This is a genomic window from Methylobacterium platani (assembly GCF_001653715.1).
Taxonomy (GTDB): Bacteria; Pseudomonadota; Alphaproteobacteria; order Rhizobiales; family Beijerinckiaceae; genus Methylobacterium; species Methylobacterium platani.
This window is the reverse complement of sequence record NZ_LWHQ01000016.1, coordinates 51236-67034: the sequence shown is the minus strand read 5'-3', so window position 1 is coordinate 67034 and position 15799 is coordinate 51236. Positions and strand designations below refer to the sequence as shown.

The 15799-nt window shown below is 68.3% G+C and carries 15 protein-coding genes; 4 read left to right on the top strand and 11 right to left on the bottom strand.

The window, feature by feature from the left end:
* Window positions 1-39: 39 nt before the first annotated feature.
* From A5481_RS09050 to A5481_RS09040, 3 genes are read right to left on the bottom strand one after another with little or no spacing between them, the layout of a single operon-like run.
* Window positions 40-975, bottom strand: a complete 936-nt coding sequence (locus A5481_RS09050; protein WP_048437304.1) for an ABC transporter permease — start codon at window positions 973-975, stop codon at window positions 40-42.
* Window positions 972-1886: an ABC transporter permease gene (locus A5481_RS09045; RefSeq protein WP_064503889.1), complete on the bottom strand. Its 915-nt coding sequence runs from the start codon at window positions 1884-1886 to the stop codon at window positions 972-974. The genes A5481_RS09050 and A5481_RS09045 overlap by 4 nt, the downstream gene beginning before the upstream one ends.
* 13 nt (window positions 1887-1899) lie before the next feature.
* Window positions 1900-3432 (bottom strand): ABC transporter substrate-binding protein, encoded by a 1533-nt coding sequence (locus A5481_RS09040; protein WP_048435611.1) that lies wholly within the window; start codon window positions 3430-3432, stop codon window positions 1900-1902.
* Between the two features lie 186 nt (window positions 3433-3618).
* Here A5481_RS09040 and A5481_RS09035 point away from each other — a divergent pair, with 186 nt between their 5' ends.
* From A5481_RS09035 to A5481_RS09020, 4 genes are all read left to right on the top strand, one after another.
* Window positions 3619-4518: a LysR family transcriptional regulator gene (locus A5481_RS09035; RefSeq protein ID WP_048435608.1), complete on the top strand. Its 900-nt coding sequence runs from the start codon at window positions 3619-3621 to the stop codon at window positions 4516-4518.
* A gap of 730 nt (window positions 4519-5248) precedes the next feature.
* On the top strand, window positions 5249-6340 hold the full coding sequence (locus A5481_RS32270; protein WP_167350082.1) for a GSCFA domain-containing protein: 1092 nt from the start codon (window positions 5249-5251) through the stop codon (window positions 6338-6340).
* A 217-nt stretch (window positions 6341-6557) separates the two neighbouring features.
* The gene (locus A5481_RS32265) at window positions 6558-7355 is read left to right on the top strand and encodes a DUF4915 domain-containing protein (protein ID WP_167350081.1); all 798 of its coding nucleotides are present in this window, start codon (window positions 6558-6560) and stop codon (window positions 7353-7355) included.
* A 150-nt stretch (window positions 7356-7505) separates the two neighbouring features.
* Window positions 7506-8192, top strand: coding sequence for a sulfotransferase family protein (locus A5481_RS09020; RefSeq protein ID WP_048435605.1), 687 nt, complete (start codon window positions 7506-7508; stop codon window positions 8190-8192).
* Window positions 8193-8234: 42 nt separating this feature from the next.
* Here the strand turns inward: A5481_RS09020 and fhuF are convergent, their stop codons facing one another.
* From fhuF to A5481_RS08980, 8 genes are all read right to left on the bottom strand, one after another.
* Window positions 8235-8945: a siderophore-iron reductase FhuF gene (gene fhuF, locus A5481_RS09015; RefSeq protein WP_048435604.1), complete on the bottom strand. Its 711-nt coding sequence runs from the start codon at window positions 8943-8945 to the stop codon at window positions 8235-8237.
* A complete protein-coding gene (locus tag A5481_RS09010) occupies window positions 8942-10168 on the bottom strand; it encodes an MFS transporter (protein ID WP_048435603.1) in 1227 nt (408 codons plus the stop codon). The genes fhuF and A5481_RS09010 overlap by 4 nt, the downstream gene beginning before the upstream one ends.
* A gap of 225 nt (window positions 10169-10393) precedes the next feature.
* Window positions 10394-11263: an alpha/beta fold hydrolase gene (locus A5481_RS09005; RefSeq protein WP_048435602.1), complete on the bottom strand. Its 870-nt coding sequence runs from the start codon at window positions 11261-11263 to the stop codon at window positions 10394-10396.
* Between the two features lie 64 nt (window positions 11264-11327).
* A complete protein-coding gene (locus tag A5481_RS09000) occupies window positions 11328-11948 on the bottom strand; it encodes an ATP-dependent Clp protease proteolytic subunit (RefSeq protein WP_048435601.1) in 621 nt (206 codons plus the stop codon).
* A gap of 62 nt (window positions 11949-12010) precedes the next feature.
* Window positions 12011-12367: an SRPBCC family protein gene (locus A5481_RS08995; protein ID WP_048435600.1), complete on the bottom strand. Its 357-nt coding sequence runs from the start codon at window positions 12365-12367 to the stop codon at window positions 12011-12013.
* A complete protein-coding gene (locus A5481_RS08990; RefSeq protein ID WP_048435599.1) occupies window positions 12364-12678 on the bottom strand; it encodes an ArsR/SmtB family transcription factor in 315 nt (104 codons plus the stop codon). The genes A5481_RS08995 and A5481_RS08990 overlap by 4 nt, the downstream gene beginning before the upstream one ends.
* A 654-nt stretch (window positions 12679-13332) precedes the next feature.
* On the bottom strand, window positions 13333-13716 hold the full coding sequence (locus A5481_RS08985; RefSeq protein ID WP_048435598.1) for a hypothetical protein: 384 nt from the start codon (window positions 13714-13716) through the stop codon (window positions 13333-13335).
* A gap of 62 nt (window positions 13717-13778) precedes the next feature.
* Window positions 13779-15737, bottom strand: a complete 1959-nt coding sequence (locus tag A5481_RS08980; protein ID WP_082984909.1) for an alpha/beta hydrolase domain-containing protein — start codon at window positions 15735-15737, stop codon at window positions 13779-13781.
* Window positions 15738-15799 lie beyond the last annotated feature (62 nt).

Here is a 15799-nt window from a genome sequence, read left to right as displayed (position 1 = left end):
GGAGGGGTGATTGTTAGTTCTTGATCGCCGGGTGCGCCGTCAATTCCGCCCCTCCGGCGCGGTGATGTCGCGCACCCCGTCGCCCAGCAGGTTGATGCCGAGCACCAGGACCAGCAGGGCCACGCCCGGGATGGTGATGACCCAGGGCTGGAAGAACATGTACTGCTTGCCCTCGGCGATCATCAGCCCCCAGGACGGCAGCGGCGGCTGCACGCCGAGGCCGAGGAAGGAGAGCGCCGCCTCGAGCAGGATCGCGTGCGCCATCTCGAGGGTCGCCACCACGATCAGCGCGTTGAGGATGTTGGGCAGGATCTCCTGCGCGAGGATCCGCACCGGCCCGAAGCCCGAGGCCTTCGCCGCGGCGACGAAGTCCTGGGCCCGCACCTGCCGGGTCGCCGCGCGGGTGACCACGGCGAAACGGTCCCAGAGCAGGAGGCCCAGCACCAGCACCACGACCTTGAGCGAGCCGCCGACCAGCGAGGCCATGGCGAGGGCGACGAGCACCACCGGCATGGCGAGCCGCGTCGTGACGACGTAGCTCACCAGCGCGTCGACCCGGCCGCCGTAATAGCCGGCGAGCACCCCGAGCGTGGTGCCGATCACCCCCGAGATCACGGCGGCCGAGAGGCCGATCAGCAGCGAGATCTGGCTGCCGTAGATCAGGCGGCTGAGATAGTCGCGCCCGAGCTTGTCGGTGCCGAGCCAGTGCGCGGCGCTGCCCTTGGCGTGCCAGAACGGCGGGATCAGCCGGCGCGACACGTCCTGGGCGTAGGGGTCGTGCGGGGCGATGAGCGGCGCGGCGAGCGCCGCGAGCACGATCACCCCGACGATGGCCGCCCCGATCAGGAACCCGCCATGCGACAGGCCGCGCCGGAGCGCGATGGCGGCGGGCGAGCGCGAAGGGGGCAGGGCCGTCTCGGGCAGGACGACCTCGGCGGAGGCCGGGGCGAGAGGGGAGGCGGGCCGGACGGTCATGCGCGCAGCCTCGGATCCAGGAGGGCGTTGAGGAGGTCGGCGGCGAGGGTCAGCGCGATGTAGATCATCGCCAGCACCAGCACGATCGCCTGGACGACCGGGAAGTCGTTGCGGGCGATCGATTCCCAGGCGAGCTGCCCGAGGCCCTGGAGCGAGAACACCGCCTCGATCACGATCGAGCCGCCGAGCATGAAGCCGAACTGCACCGCGGCGAGCGCGATCACCGGGATCACGGCGTTGCGGAGCGCGTGGCGGACCAGGATCTTGCGCAGGGGCAGGCCCTTGGCGCGGGCGGTGCGGACGTAGTCCGAGGACAGCACTTCCAGCATGCCGTTGCGGGTGAGCCGCATCACCGCCGGCATCGCGTAGTAGCCGAGGGCCACCGCCGGCAGGACGAAGTGCTTCCAGGTCGCGTTGCCGGAGACCGGCAGCCAGCGCAGGTTGACCGAAAAGACCAGGATCAGGGTGAGGCCGAACCAGAAGCTCGGCATCGCCTGGCCCAGCACGGAGACGGCGAGCGCCGTCCGGTCGATCCAGGTGTCGCGGTGGAACGCCGCCAGCACGCCGAGCGGGATCGCCACCAGCAGGGCGACGGCGAGCGCGATCACCCCGAGGGTCAGGGTGACGGGGAGGCGGGCGGCGAGGAGGTCCGTCACCTGCTCGGGGAAGTAGAACGAGCGCCCGAAATCGAGGTGCAGCGCGTGCCAGGCCCAGGCGCCGAACTGGACCACCAGCGGCCGGTCGAGCCCGTGCTGGGCGCGGATCGCCGCGATCTGCTCGCCGGTCGCCTCCGGGCCGGCGATGGCGGTGGCGAGGTCGCCGGACAGGTGGAGGAGCAGGAAGCTCGCCACCGAGACGGTCAGCGCGACGCCGACCGCCACCAGGATGCGCCGCAGCGCGAAGCGGAGCATGGCGCCGCCCCTCCTACTTCCACGAGGCCGCGTAGAAGCGCGGCACCTCGTCGGTCTGCGCGGTGAAGTTCAGGTCCGCCGTGAAGGCGTAGTTCGACGGATAGGAGAACATCGGCAGGGCGTAGGCTTCCGCCGCGATGCGCGTCAGCGCCGCGGCGTACTTCGCCTTGCGGGTGGCCGGATCGGTGCTGGTATCGCCGGCCTGGAGGTCGGCGATCACGGTCGGATCGCGGGCCAGGTCCTCCTCGCCGCCGCGGAAGTAGATCCCGGTGAAGGCCGAGACGTCGTTGATCGAGAACGAGCCCCAGGTCTGGTAGCCGATCGAGGTCTTGCCCGCCCGCATCGCGTCGCGCATCGCGGCGTAGCGCAGGTAGTTGAGCTTCGCCCGGATGCCGACGGCGCGCAGGTAGCCGATCACCGCCTCGGCGTAGTCGCGCTCGCGATAGGCCGAGAGGTCGATGTCGAAGCCGTTTCCGTAGCCGGCCTCCTTGAGCAGCGCCCGCGCCTTGGCCGGGTCGTAGGCGTAGCGCGGCACGCCCTCGTCGGTGCAGCCGAACTGCTCGATGAAGCACATCGCGTTCATCACCCGGGCGCCGCCGCGCGCCAGGTTGTCGACCATCACCTTGCGGTCGATGGCGTAGGAGATCGCCTGGCGCACCCGCGCGTCCTTGAGCGGGGACTTCTCCTGGGCGCGGCCGAGCACGTCGAATTGCAGGAAGCCGACCCGCATCGTCTCGGCGGAGACCACGGTGAGCGTCGGGTCGTTCTTCAGCTGCTCGGCCTGGTCGGTCGGCACGCGCCAGATCCAGTCGACGCCGCCGGTCATCAATTCGGCCATCCGGCTGTCGCCGTCCGGGATGATGCGGAATTCGAGCTTGCCGATCTTCGCCTTGCCCGCCGGGTTGCCGGGCCAGTACTTGTCGTTGCGCACCATCTTCACGCCCTTGCCGCTCTCGGTCGAGACGATGCGGTAGGGGCCGGTGCCGACCGGGGCCTTGCTGAAGCCGTCGAGGCCCACCTTCTTGAAGTAGGCGGCGGGCAGGATCGGGGTCGGGCCCGACAGGTATTCGAGGGCGGCGGGGAACGGCGCCTTGAGGTGGATGCGCACGCCGTGCGGGCCGGTCACCTCGGTCGACTTCATCCAGTCGACGTTGCCCTTGGTGATGATCTTGGCTTCCGGCGTCAGCACGTAGTTGAACGTGAAGGCGACGTCCTCGGGCGTCAGGGGATCGCCGTTGTGGAAGGTCACGCCGTCGCGGATCGTGAGATCGAGGGTGACCGGATCGACCCAGGTCCAGGCGGTGGCGAGCATCGGCTGGTGCGCGCCGGTCTTGGGATCGCGGTAGAGAAGCGTGTCCCAGACGTTGCGGGCCAGGATCACCCCCTCGCGCAGGTTGTTGTGGTAGGGGCTGAGATTCTCCGGCTCGCTGTCGGAGGCGTAGACCAGGGTGTCGTTGGCCTTGCCGGCGAGCGCCGGGCCGGCCGCCCCGGCGAGGAGCCCCGCGAGCGCGAGGCCCGCCAGCCCGAGCCGTCCCACCCGGCGCATCCGGTCCGCGTCGATCCGTGTCGGCATGTCGGCTCCGCCTCGTCCGGGGCAGCGCGGGCGTCTCGGCCCGTCATGTTGCACTGCCGCAAAATTCGCCCTGCCAGGATGTTGCGCAGATCCGATCGCAGCAAGACGAATTTGGCGATAGGGTCGTTGCCGAAACGGCAAGGCAAATGGGGGCCCGCGATGCAGACCACGGCGTTGCGCTACTTCCTGGCGGTCGCCCGGGACGGGTCGATCGCGGCGGCCTCCGCCCGCCTCAACGTCGCGCCCTCGGCGATCAGCCGGCAGATCGCCAATCTCGAGGCCGAGCTCGCCTGCCCGCTGTTCGAGCGCCGGCCGCGCGGCATGGTGCTGAGCCAGGCCGGCGAGCTCCTGGCCCGCCACGCCCACCACGTGCTGTCGAGCGCCGAGCAGGTCGTCACCGAGATCCGCGAGCTGGAGGGCCTGTGGCGGGGATCGGTGCGCATCGCCTGTACCGACGCCTTCGCGGTCGACCTCGTCCCCGGTCTGATCGCCGCGTTCCACGGGCGCCATCCGGGCATCCGGTTCGAGCTGAGCGTGCTGCCGCCGGCCCAGGTCACCCACCGGGTGGTCCAGGGCGACGTCGACATCGGCATCACCTTCAGCCTCGTGCCGAGCGCCGGCGTCGCGGTCGCGTACCGCACCAGCCTCGACATGGTGGCCCTCTGCGCGCCCGATCATCCCCTCGCCGGGCGCCGGCTGATCGGCCTGTCCGACGTCGCCGCCTACCCGGTCGCGCTCCTGCCGCGCGACACGACGCTGCGGACCATCCTCGACGCGGCCTGCGCGGTCGAGACCATCGCGATCGAGCCGGTGCTGACCGCGAACGCCCTCTCGGCCCTGCTGCCCTTCGTGCGCCGCACCCGCGGGCTGACCCTGGTCTCGTCGATCGCGCTCGAGGGCGAGGTCGCGCGCGACGCATTCCGGGCCCTGCCGATCCGGTCCCGCCGCAGCCTCGCCCGCGGCATCGAGGTCCAGACCATGCGCGACCGGCGCCTCCCGCGGGCGGTGGCGGCGTTCGTGGCGGCGCTGGTGGCGGCGTTGCCGCCGGTCGAGGGGTGAGGAGCGCGACGCCGCCATCGCCCGGGCCTGCATCGCCCGCGCGATACCCGACCCTCTCCGCCCGTCGCTGAGCGGCGTGGATGCGCCCTTGCCGTCACGGGCCGGCACGCCGACACCGTCGAGGCCACCGAAGAGCGGCCGAGGTCGCGGATGTGGCGCTGCATCGCGCGCGCCTGACGGACCATGAGGCGAGGCCGCTCCGCCGGTCCAGCGGCGGCGATCCGGATCGCACCTGGCCACGACTTCGGAGTTCGAGCCGCGATCATCGAAGATTTGTTCAGTTTTTCGAACGACATCTGCATGAAAAACTATAAGGCAGATTTTTTTATGCTAAATAACTGCAAGATGTCAAAATATTCTGGGGTCGATGTCGGTTGTTTAAAGTGGTTCAGTGCAATGCAGTCTGATTAATCTGCCGATTGGCTTGCCAAAACTGCGAATACGATGGACGAGAGGAGCGTGTATTTTTATCAAATGAATCGAGATAAATTTCAATCCCGGACGCCAACTCGATATGCGACAAAATTCACATTGCATCGCACCGTGGCAACTGCGCAGCGTAATCGTGGACAAGTTCGTGACGATCTCCTATAAGCGATGAGTAGAGATGTCGCTCGTGCTGACAAGATTAATCTTGTTAGGCCGCGCAGGAACGATTTAGCAATTTTGGCAATGCAGGGCGCTGGTTGACATGCATAAATTGAATGGAATTTCGGCCTGGACTAATATTATGAAGGCGCCGGCGTCGCAATGGCACGGGCAGATCGGCCGCTTCTCCGAGCCGTTGGTCGACATTCGTCACGATGCAAAATTCAAGATCGACATCGGGGATGATTTTTTCTGCATCGGATCGTGTTTTGCTCGTAACATAGAAGAGCATCTGATTTATAACGGTATCGCAGTCCAGAGTCGTAGGATCGTCTCTCCGAAGACCGAGTGGTCGGCGCGACCCAACGGCTTTACCAACAAGTTCACGACTCATTCAATCCGGAATGAAATCGAATGGGTCATCAATCGTCCACATATCGATGAGACGATGTTCGAGGAGCGCGCGGACGGATGGGTCGACCTGCAGCTGTCACCGGGAATCAAGCCGGTTACATTGGAGCGTGCGATCGAGCGGCGGGCCTACTTGACTGATGAGTACTTTTCTAGAGTTCGAGGCGTATCCGTCATTGTTCTGACGCTGGGCCTCAACGAGGTCTGGTTCGATCGTGCGCTCGGGCGACATCTCAATGCAGCACCGAGCTTCTACGCGGTTCGGCGCCAGCCCGACCGATACGAGCTGCAGTCGACGGATTTTGCAGACAATCTGTCTGAGCTCCACGAAATTCATGGGCTGATCAACCAAATCAACCCTCACGCTCACATCGTCGTAACCGTATCACCTGTTCCGCTAAGTGAAACTTTTTCAGGGGATGATATATTCGTCGCAAATATGTATTCTAAATCGACGTTGCGTGCTGCCGCAGAAGTTTTCGCCAGATCGAACGACAATGTTGTTTATTACCCTACGTATGAGATTGTGACAATGTCGCCGAGGGCAAATGTTTACGCGCAGGATTGCTTACATGTGTCGGATGCGGTCGTCGGCTCGCTGATGCGAGGGTTTCTCAAGGCGTACCTCGATATCGACACAAATGCGGAGTCATTCAACGAGATCGCCTACATGACCGCCAATCCGGATGTCGAGGATGCGTTGCGACGAGGTGAGCTCACCTCCTGCTTCGAGCACTGGACCCGGTTCGGGCGGGGCGAAGGACGTGCGCTGCGCCCGGCGGACGGTCCGACGCCTCTCATGATTGCTGCTGGCATCCCGTAGCCGGTTATGAAACGTAATGCGCCGGGCCGCCGCCGTCATCGGACGGAGGTGGGATACAACAGTGCAGAATTCGTCTTGAAGACTCGTCCTCATCTAGCGTGCTAAGGTAAAATCGTCGATGAAAGATTCGAAATTTCTGGTAACGTTTTGCAACAATGGTCATAGGTCGCCAAACAATTTTGCGGAGTTGACGGTCACTTGCTCGCAGGAGGCGATCGTGAACATCACGCTCGCCGGCTTCGGACTGAATCGGCCTGACCTCCTCGGGACGACCGGAGTCGTCGTCGACGGGGACCGGATCGTGATGGCCCTACAGGGCTCCTCCGATCAAATCGCCTACCTCGATAGGTCATATAATATTTTGAAATATAAAAATATTCCAGATGTTAAGGATATTCATGGAATTGTCCTTGACGGCCCTGATCTGATTTGTGTTTCTACGGCAAATAATCTTATTTTTAAAGATAACTGCGAATTATATTCTTGCCAGACAAGCTTCGATGCATTCGGATCGGACATCGAGCATATCAACGACATCTGCTGGGCGAATGGCCGCTTGATCGCTTCGAAGTTCGGGCCGCGTCGCAGGAACGGCCTCCGAAACGGTTGCGTCTATGACGTGAAAACCGGAGAGGTGCTGTTTGACGGTCTCAATCAACCGCACAGCGTCTCCTTCTGTGAAGGCAACGTGTACGTCGTCGATTCGCTGACGGGGAGCGTGATCGAGTTTCGGGAAGGCTCGGCCTTCGGGCCGAAACCCGTTCTCAAGGTCGATGGCTATGCCAGGGGCTTCTGCATGACCGACCGGTTCATGCTGATCGGAAGCAGCCGACGGCGGACGATCAGCCGTAAGAACAATCTGGCCAACAGCGAGATCCTGTTGTCCGGCGGCGAGAGCCAGCACCCCGTGCAACGTCCGGGCATTCATGTCTACGACCGGCAGACGCGACATGCGATTTTCGTCGACGTTGCCGAGATTAGCGATGAAATCTATCAAATCATCGCATTGGATTAGTTATGTGATACTGCGTGCGGTACGACGCCGTCGGGCCGTGAACGACGATCGTGTCGCGGTCGTCGTCTTTCCGGTTTGCGTGAAGAGGGGTCCCTGGTCTTGCGTGAAGCGCCGTCCGCGGCGTTTTGCGGATCGCCTCGGATGTGAAGTATGGCACACTACAAATCGATCGTGCATATCGGAACGCACAAGACCGGCACGACATCGATCCAGAATTTCCTCTGGCAGCGTCGTGAGTGGTTGCGCGATCACGGTTACGCCTTCTACCAAGGCATGCATATCGGGGACAACCATGCGGAACTCCATGCCTCCGCCATGCGGGCGCATCGCAACTCCCCGTTCCGGCATGTGACAAAGTTGCTTTGCGATCAAGCCTACAAGGATGATGTTCGGCGCAGAGTCGATGAATTTGCGGCGGCTAACGAAGAAAATAGATTGATATTCTCGGCTGAAGGTCTGTCGTATCTGCGATACGAAGATGAATTCGATTGGTTGGCGGGCCTCATGCCAGCGCCTGTCCTGATCGTCGTCTACCTGCGCAACCGGGTCGATTTTCTGCGGTCGTACAAGGGCGAAATGGAAAAACACGGCTTGTCCGGCAGCGACTGCCGTGACTCCGTCGCCTATACGAACGAGGATACATGGCTCCTGGACTACGATGAGCGCCTGACCCCCTTCAGGGAACGGTTCGGCTGCGATCACGTCGTGTCGATCGACTACGACGACGCGGTCGAGCGGGAGGTGTCCGTGATCCCGAGCTTTCTGCGGGTGCTCGGACTGTGCGAGCACGTCACGGAGGAGGAGACGCGCATCTTCCTGAACCGTTCGCCGCGATGACGCGCGCCGCCGGGTGCGGCCTGGCATCGTCCGGGCGATCTGTCAGCCTCGGCATCGCCCGGCCGGGCACAGCGCCCCGCAAGAGGCCACCCCCGGCAGCCGCCGGCGCAGGCAGCAGACGCGGCGGCGCCGGCTGCCGCCGGCCGCGCACAGGGCCTGGGCGAGGGGATTCCCGGCGCAAGGCGCTCCGCCGCACCAGCCGAGGCAGGCCGCGACCTCCGGGCAGGCCAGGGTCTCGGGCTCGCCGAGCTCGCGCGCGACGTGGTCGAGGATCACCGCGGCGTTGCCCCAGATCACCCGGGGGGCGATGCCGCAGCGGGCCCGGCACAGCTCGACGAAGGGCCGCAGGTGGTCCTCGACGAGGCCCATCAGCCCGGCGGAGCGGCCGGGCATCCGGTACGCCGCCTCGGGCTCGACCAGGAAGCGGGCCGGCCGGCCGGCGGCGTCGAGTTCGAGGCTCGTCGTCGCGAAGGCGAGCGGCAGCGGCCGGCGCAGGCGCACCAGCGCCGTCAGCGCCGGGGTGGCGAGCGGCGCGAGGTAGAACTGGCTCCAGTACGAGACGAGGGCGCGTCGGTCGGTCGTGCCCGGCGCCGCCCCGAGCCCGGCCTCGAAGGCCGCGAGCGCGGCATCGAACACGGCGGGGTCGTGCAGCGCCGTGAGCGGCGTCGCCGCCGGCCCGCCCGGGCCCGCCGCCACGCCGGCGCGGTAGGTGCCGAGCGAGGCCGGCACGGCGGCGGCGATCTCCGGGATCATCGCCGGTCGTCCCGCAGGGTGCGGGCGATCCGGAGGGCGAGCCACGCCAGCGCCGCGGCGTAGGGCGGCATCGCGGCGGCGAAGTAGCCCGGCCAGCCGGCGCAAGCTGCGAGCGCCGGGGCGGCGACCCGCAGCGGCATCGCGGCGAAGAAGGCGGCGCCGAACAGCAGCGCGTAGTCGGTGGCGGGCCGCGGCCCCTGTGCCCAGCGATAGATCATGTTGAACACCGGCACTCCGAGAAAGCCGCCGAAGACGAAGTTCAGCACCGTGGCGGCCACCGCCAGCTCCTGCGACCGGGCCGCGCAGGCCGCCGCCATCAGGCCGCCGGCGGCGAGCACCCCGGCCCCGCCGAGCACGACCAGCCGCACGGTGCCGAAGCGCGCCGCCAGGCCCCCGGCCACCAGCGCCATCACGAGGTTGACCGCCGGCAGGACGGTGCCGGTCAGCGCCCCGACCCGGGACAGCGGCACCCCGAGATCGAGGAGCGCCAGGGTGTTGGGGCCGGCGAGAAGGTAGGCGGCGGCGAAGTAGGCGCCGAGCGCCGCGATGGGGCCGGCGAGCGCCCGCAGCCGCGCGAGCGAGCCGGACCGGCTCTCCGGCGCCCCGCCGGGGCGCTGCAGCCGCGCCTCCGGATAGGCGAGGATCGGCAGGAGGCAGAGCGCGTCGAGGGCCGCGCAGGCGAGCACCGCCGCCCGCCAGCCGAGGAGATCGTAGGAGCCGACCAGCACCCCGACCCCCAGGATGCCGCCGAGCGAGGCGCCGCAGAGCTTGGCCGAGGCGACGAAGGCCCGCCGCTCCGGCGGCACGGTCTCGACCACCAGGGCCTCGAGGGCGATGTCCATCGTGGCGATGCCCGCGCAGGTGGCGACGGCCAGCGCCAGCAGCGCGCCGAGCGGCCAGTGCTCGCCGAGGCTCATGACCGCGAGCAGCCCGACCGTCATCCCTTGCGCCGCGACGATCCAGCCGAGGCGCCGGCCGAGGAACGGCAGCCGCACCCGGTCGAGGAGGGCGGCCCACAGGAAGGTCAGCCCGACCGGCAGGTTGATGAGCTGCAGGAGCCCGACCTCGGCGAGGTTGAGCCCGCGCGCCCGCAGGATCAGCGGCGCCCCGCCCGACAGGAAGCCGAGCGTCGCCCCGAAGGTGACGTAGAGGCAGAAGAACGGGGCGAGCGGCCGTAAGGAGGCGAGGCTCGGGGCCCCGCGGGTCGCCAGGGCTTGCGTCACCGGCGGGCGGTCCCGACGGTCCGGTAGTTTGGAATCACACTAATTCTTCTTTGCACGCAACGACTTGCGAGCTTACGGGAGCGGCCCCCGGGCGGCAAGTCCGCGGCGCGTCCACCCGGCAGCAGGAGCCGGCATCGCGCCCCGCCGAGGGCGGGACCTGCCTCACGCCGCCCGGCCCGGGCCGAAATGCGACGGGCGTGACCGCGTCGGGAGCGGATTTCGGCCCTAGGCGGATGGCGGGTGCATGGCGGTGATGAATGCGCGGATCGTACCGAACACCCTCTCCCGATCATCCCCGTGAACGTCGTGGGCGCATTGGTCCAGGCGCTCGAAGCGCAGGAGGTGAGAGGGAATGGCCGCGGCGGTCTCCTCGGCCAGGGGCATCGGCACGATGGGGTCGTGCTCCCCCGCCATCAGCAGCACGGGGCAGCGCAAGGTCGCGAGGTCGCCGCGGAAATCGAACCGTCCTTGCTCGTTGCGGGGGCCGTTGAAGTGCAGCGCCACCTCCGTCCGCATGATGATGCGCGACAAGTTCGGGGGCGGCCGGTCGCGGCGGTGTCGGTAGAACGGCCTGCATCGCTCGATGTAGCGGGCCCGTCCCTCCGGGGTCGGGTTCGTCCAGTAGCTCTCCGCCAGCGCGCCGATGTCCGGGCCGCCGACACGCTCGAACGCGGCGAAGATCGTCGGGAAGTCGATCCTGGCGGCCGTGCCGAGCAGGATGAGCTTGCCCGGGTGCTCGGGGTAGCGGGTGGCGTAGGCTTGCGCAACGAAGCCGCCGAACGAGAGACCGCAGACGACGGGGCGGACGATGCCGAGCGCGTCGCAGAGGCCCTTCACGTCGTCGGCCCACTGCGCCAGGTTCCAGGTCGCGGGATCGTTTCCCTCGCTGCGACCGTTGCCGCGAAGGTCGCAGAAGACGACCTGGGCGACGTCGCTCAAGGTTGCGAACGCCTCCTTGAAGCCGGTGTGATCCCAGCCCGGCCCACCGTGCAGCATGAGGAGCACCGGCTTCTCGCGCATGGTGTCGCCGTCCGGCACGAGGCCGAAATTGGCGACATCCATGAAGAGCCGCACACCGTTCACCGAGACGAGCATCGCGACGATCCTCCATGGTTGGTTTCTGCGACGACACGGACGACGCCGGCTCGGCCCTCGTGCGTCAGGCAACCGATGCGGGGCCGCCCGTCCGCGCGGGGGGAAGGATGCGGTCGACGAGGCCCCAGTCGAGCGCCTCCTCCGCCGTCATGAAGCGGTCGCGATCCATGGCGCGCTCGAACTCCTCGTAGGACCGCCCGCAATGGTCGGCGTAGAGCCGCGTCATGCGCTGCTTCACCCGCAGCGTCTCCGCGGCGTGGATGAGGATGTCGGACGCCTGTCCCTTGTATCCGCCGAGCGGCTGGTGGACGAGGATGCTGGCGTTGGGCAGCACGGACCGCTCCCCGGGCTCGCCGGCCATGAGCAGGAACGAGCCCATCGAGTAGGCCACCCCCATGCACAGCGTGTGCACCGGCGCGCGGATGTGGCGCATGGTGTCGTACATCGCAAAGCCGCTCGTGACGCCGCCGCCCGGCGAGTTGATGTAGAGGTGGATCGGCCGCGTCGGGTTCTCCGCCTCCAGGAACAGCAGCTGGGCGCAGACCAGCGCCGAGACCGTGTCGTTCACCTCCCCGTTGAGGAAGACGATGCGCTCGCGCAGGAGGCGGGAATAGATGTCGAAGGACCGCTCCCCGCGGCTGGACTGCTCGACGACCATGGGGACGAGTTGCATCGCGTCGCGCATCGGCGACCTCCGATCTTCCGGGATGGCGAATCTTCCAGGGTGGGACGTCGAGACGAGCCGCGTCAGGCGGCGCGCAGCATCGGCATGTTGCCGTTCGCGGCGGCCGTCGTCGGGGGCGCGAGCCGGGCATCCGTCAGGTCATGGACGATGCGCAGGCAGGTGCCGCCCGTCCCGTTCGGGGCGATGTGGAACGTCACCGTGCTCTCGAGGTAGGGCGGGGCGGCCTCGCGCATCCGGTAGCTGACCTCTTCCCCGGGCGTGACGGCGACCGGCTCGGGCGCGGCCAGCGCCGACCCGGGCAGCCAATGCTCGCGAAGCGCCGGGATGCTGAGCGCGCGCCACACCTTCTCGAGCGGCTCGCCCAGGTCGTAGGCCTGCTCGATGCCGGGGCAGGGCTCGTCGCACGCCGCGTCGCTCATTGGTCCATCTCCTTCAGCACGGCCTTGAGCGCGTCGATGCGGGCGGGCCAGTAGGCGCGGTACTTCGCCAGCCATTGCGCGATGAGCGCCACCCCTTCCGGATCGACGTCGTAGTTCACGAAACGGCCCTGCCGCGCCTCGCGCACGAGCCCGGCGCCCCGCAGCACGGCGAGGTGCTGGGACATCGCGGGCTGGCTGATCGCCATGCCCTGTCGGAGTGCGCTGGCGTTCATGCGCCCGCCCGCGAGCTTCTCGAAGATCGCGCGTCGAGTCGGGTCCGCCAGGGCCCGGAAGATGTCGTCCTCGATCATGGCAACAAATAAGCAGACGCTTATGTGATGCGCAAGCCCGGAATGCAGGCGACGGGCCCCGGACCTTGGGTGTCACGGCCACGGCACGGCCGCCGCAGGGCTGTCCGGGTAACAACGAATCGCGAGCTTTCCCCTCTCCCCGCGGGCGGCAGGGCTGTCCGGAGAAAATCTCCTTCAGAGTCAAGCGCGGGATCCCCTCTCCCGTGTGGGAGAGGGGTAGGGGTGAGGGTGCTACGCTTCCGCGTAGAACTCCAACCTTCGTGCTGGCAGCTCTGCGCTTGGAGCCTGACTCAGAACCGTAGCACCCTCACCCCCGGCCCCTCTCCCACACGGGAGAGGGGAGGCGCGTTACAACTTTCCCCGGACAGCCCTGCGGATGCCGGGAGAGGGAGGTTTGCGGATCGGGCAGATGGTCCGCCGGGCGGCGCGATCTCGCCGACGCGAGCCTCGGTCATCGGCGTCGTCCTCCTGGGGCCGAAGGGCCCAGGAGGACGATGATGGGGTTCAAAACAATCGGCGCGATCGACCAACGCACCGGTTTTGCCATCCGGTGCATTTCGGACGACGAGACTTCGACTTGAGGGAAGGCTCGGACTTGAGGGAAGGCTCGCACGAGTCGCGCGGATGCACGGCCAGGCCGCCCATTCGCGCCGCTCAGGGCGACGGCCGGTCCGCCGCCTCCCGCAGCCGCGCCCCTGCTTCGCCGTAGCCCGCGGCAGCCGCCGCGCGGTTGGCGATGCCCCGGCTCAACACCACCCATTCGAGGTCGTTGATCGCCTTGACCAGGCGCTCGCGTTCGGGGACGTCGTCCTCGTCCCCCGGCCTCGCCTCGGCGAGGTTCACGGCGGCGATCAGGACCTGGTCGCGGCCGTCCTCGATCCGCGGGTCGCGCTCGACATGGCCGCGGACGTGGTCGTCGAACGGCTTGATCACCGTCCAGGGCAGGGCGTCGGCGCCGCAACCCGCGGGGTAGCCCCGGGCGACGAGGCGGGCCTGCGCGGCGGCCTCCCGGACGAGTGCGACGAGCTGGGCGACCATGGCGTGTCCGCTGTGAGGATATCCGGAGCGGGAACCCGCGAGACGCCCCGCGGGTCCCGTCCTCAGCGCGCCAGCCGTCCCTCGGCCGCGTCCCGCGCCATCTCGGCGGCATCCGCCGGCAGCAGCGTCCGCTCGGCCACCATCCGGTCGGCCGCGGCCTTCACGGCCGCCGCGTAGGCGCCGGCATCCGGGTAGCGCTCCTCCAGCGAGGGCCGCGGGTCGTGGGCGGCTTCCGCCGCCGCCTTCGTCGCCGCGAAGGGGAGCACGCCGCCCTTCTGGTTGCACAGGGTGTCGGCGGCGACGCCGCGGGTCGGGTTCCAGGCGGTGTAGGTCGCCCGCGGCGCCTCGATCAGCGGCAGGCGGATGCCCGCCAGCGTGTTGCCGTCGGGATCGACCTTCGGCAGCAGCAGCGGGTAGGAGCCGCGCACCACCGGCGGATTGCCCGGTTCGATCCACTGGGCCGGGTTGTAGAGCCCGGTATAGGGCAGGCCGGGGATCGGGGGGTAGAGATGGGCGGGCGCGCCCAGCGTGCCGTCGGCCCGCGACGGGTAGCGGCTCGCCGGCGGCGCGACGCCGTCGGTGATCCAGGACTCGAGGGCGGCGAGGAGCGCGCGCGAGGCGGCGCCGGCATGGAGCGGGCTCACCGGCAGGGCGCAACCGGGATCGTCCGTCGTCCGGGCGTCCGGGTTCGCGAAGTGCGGCGCGCCGGTGACCATGTAGACCCGGACCTCCGGCGGCTGCTCCAGCGCGGCGCCGCGCGTGTCGGTGGTCACCAGCGCCCCGCGCGAGCCCCACAGCTCGTACTCGCTGTCGACATGCATCAGCTTCGGGCAGGTGCTGGTCAGCCGGCAGCGCAGGAACAGGCCGTCGCGGCGGCCGGTCAGGGCGTCGGTCGTCGTCGCGTAGGCGAAGGGGAACTGGTCGGCCGGGTAGGTGCGGTCGAGATGGGGGCCGGGATTGCGGCCGGGCTGGGCGAAGCGGGCATTGGTGAAGCTGCGCCGGCTGCCGGCGATGTGCGGCATCATCCCGTCGAACACCATCCGGCCCTGCTCGTCCTCGTTGAGGCCGAGATAGAGCACGTCGCGCAGGACCCGGCCCGATTGGGAGATGCCGAAGCCGATCGCCCGGTCGATGGTGCTGCGCCCGTTCGCGGCGAGCGGGTTCCGGTCGCTGGCGTCGTGGCGCAGGAAGGTCGCGACGTCGCGGATCGCCGCGAGCCCCAAGCCCATCACCGCCGGGTCGCGGGCGGTGTAGCTCAATTCGTAGAGCGCGCTGCCGTCGAACCCGGCCGGCCGGGTGATCTCGATGCGCGTCGCGTCGAGGAAGCGGAACGACAGGCCGGGGGGCGTGGTGCGCGGGTCCTCGGGGCGCGCCCGCACGGTGAGGCGGGCCTTGCCCGGATCGAGGTCGGCGGCGGGCCAGGTCAGCGGCGCCTCGACCGGGGACTTCGTGTTGTCGAAGCTCCATTCCTCGCGCGACGGCCCGGTGATCCCGGCGAGCACCGGCAGGCGGATGCCCATCCCGGCTCCGGCCTTGCCGGCATTCGGGGCGATGTCGCCCTGCCAGCCGATCCAGGCGAGCGTGTACCCGCGCGACAGCAGGAAGCCCCGGCCGGCATCGTCGGCCTGCTCGAGCCGGCCCGACGCCTCGGTCGAGGAGCCCTCGACCAGCGGGCCGATCAGCTTGCGGCCGCGATTGGGAATCTCGACGAGGAGCAGGCCGTTCGGGTGCTCGGGGCGCAGCAGCACCACGTCGGCCGTCGCCTCGACCCGGCCTTCCGCGTTGCGGGGGCTGAGCGCGATGTCGGCGATGACCGCGTTGTGCGGATCGGCGGGGTCGAGGGCGATGGTCGCCCGCCCGGTGATCTTCTCGGCCCGGCCGCGTTCGCCGAAGCTGCGGCCCTGGAGGGCCGGCGTCTCGGCCGCGACGGTCTCGAACCGCGTCACCTCCGCCCCGGCCGGCCCGGCGGCGAGGCCGCCCCCGAGGAGCGCCAGGGTCGCGATCGTCGGCATCGTCTTCATGGCTGGCCCCCCGGGGGCGCCGCGTCCGGGCGCCGTTCGGGCGAGCGTAGCGGGACGGGGGT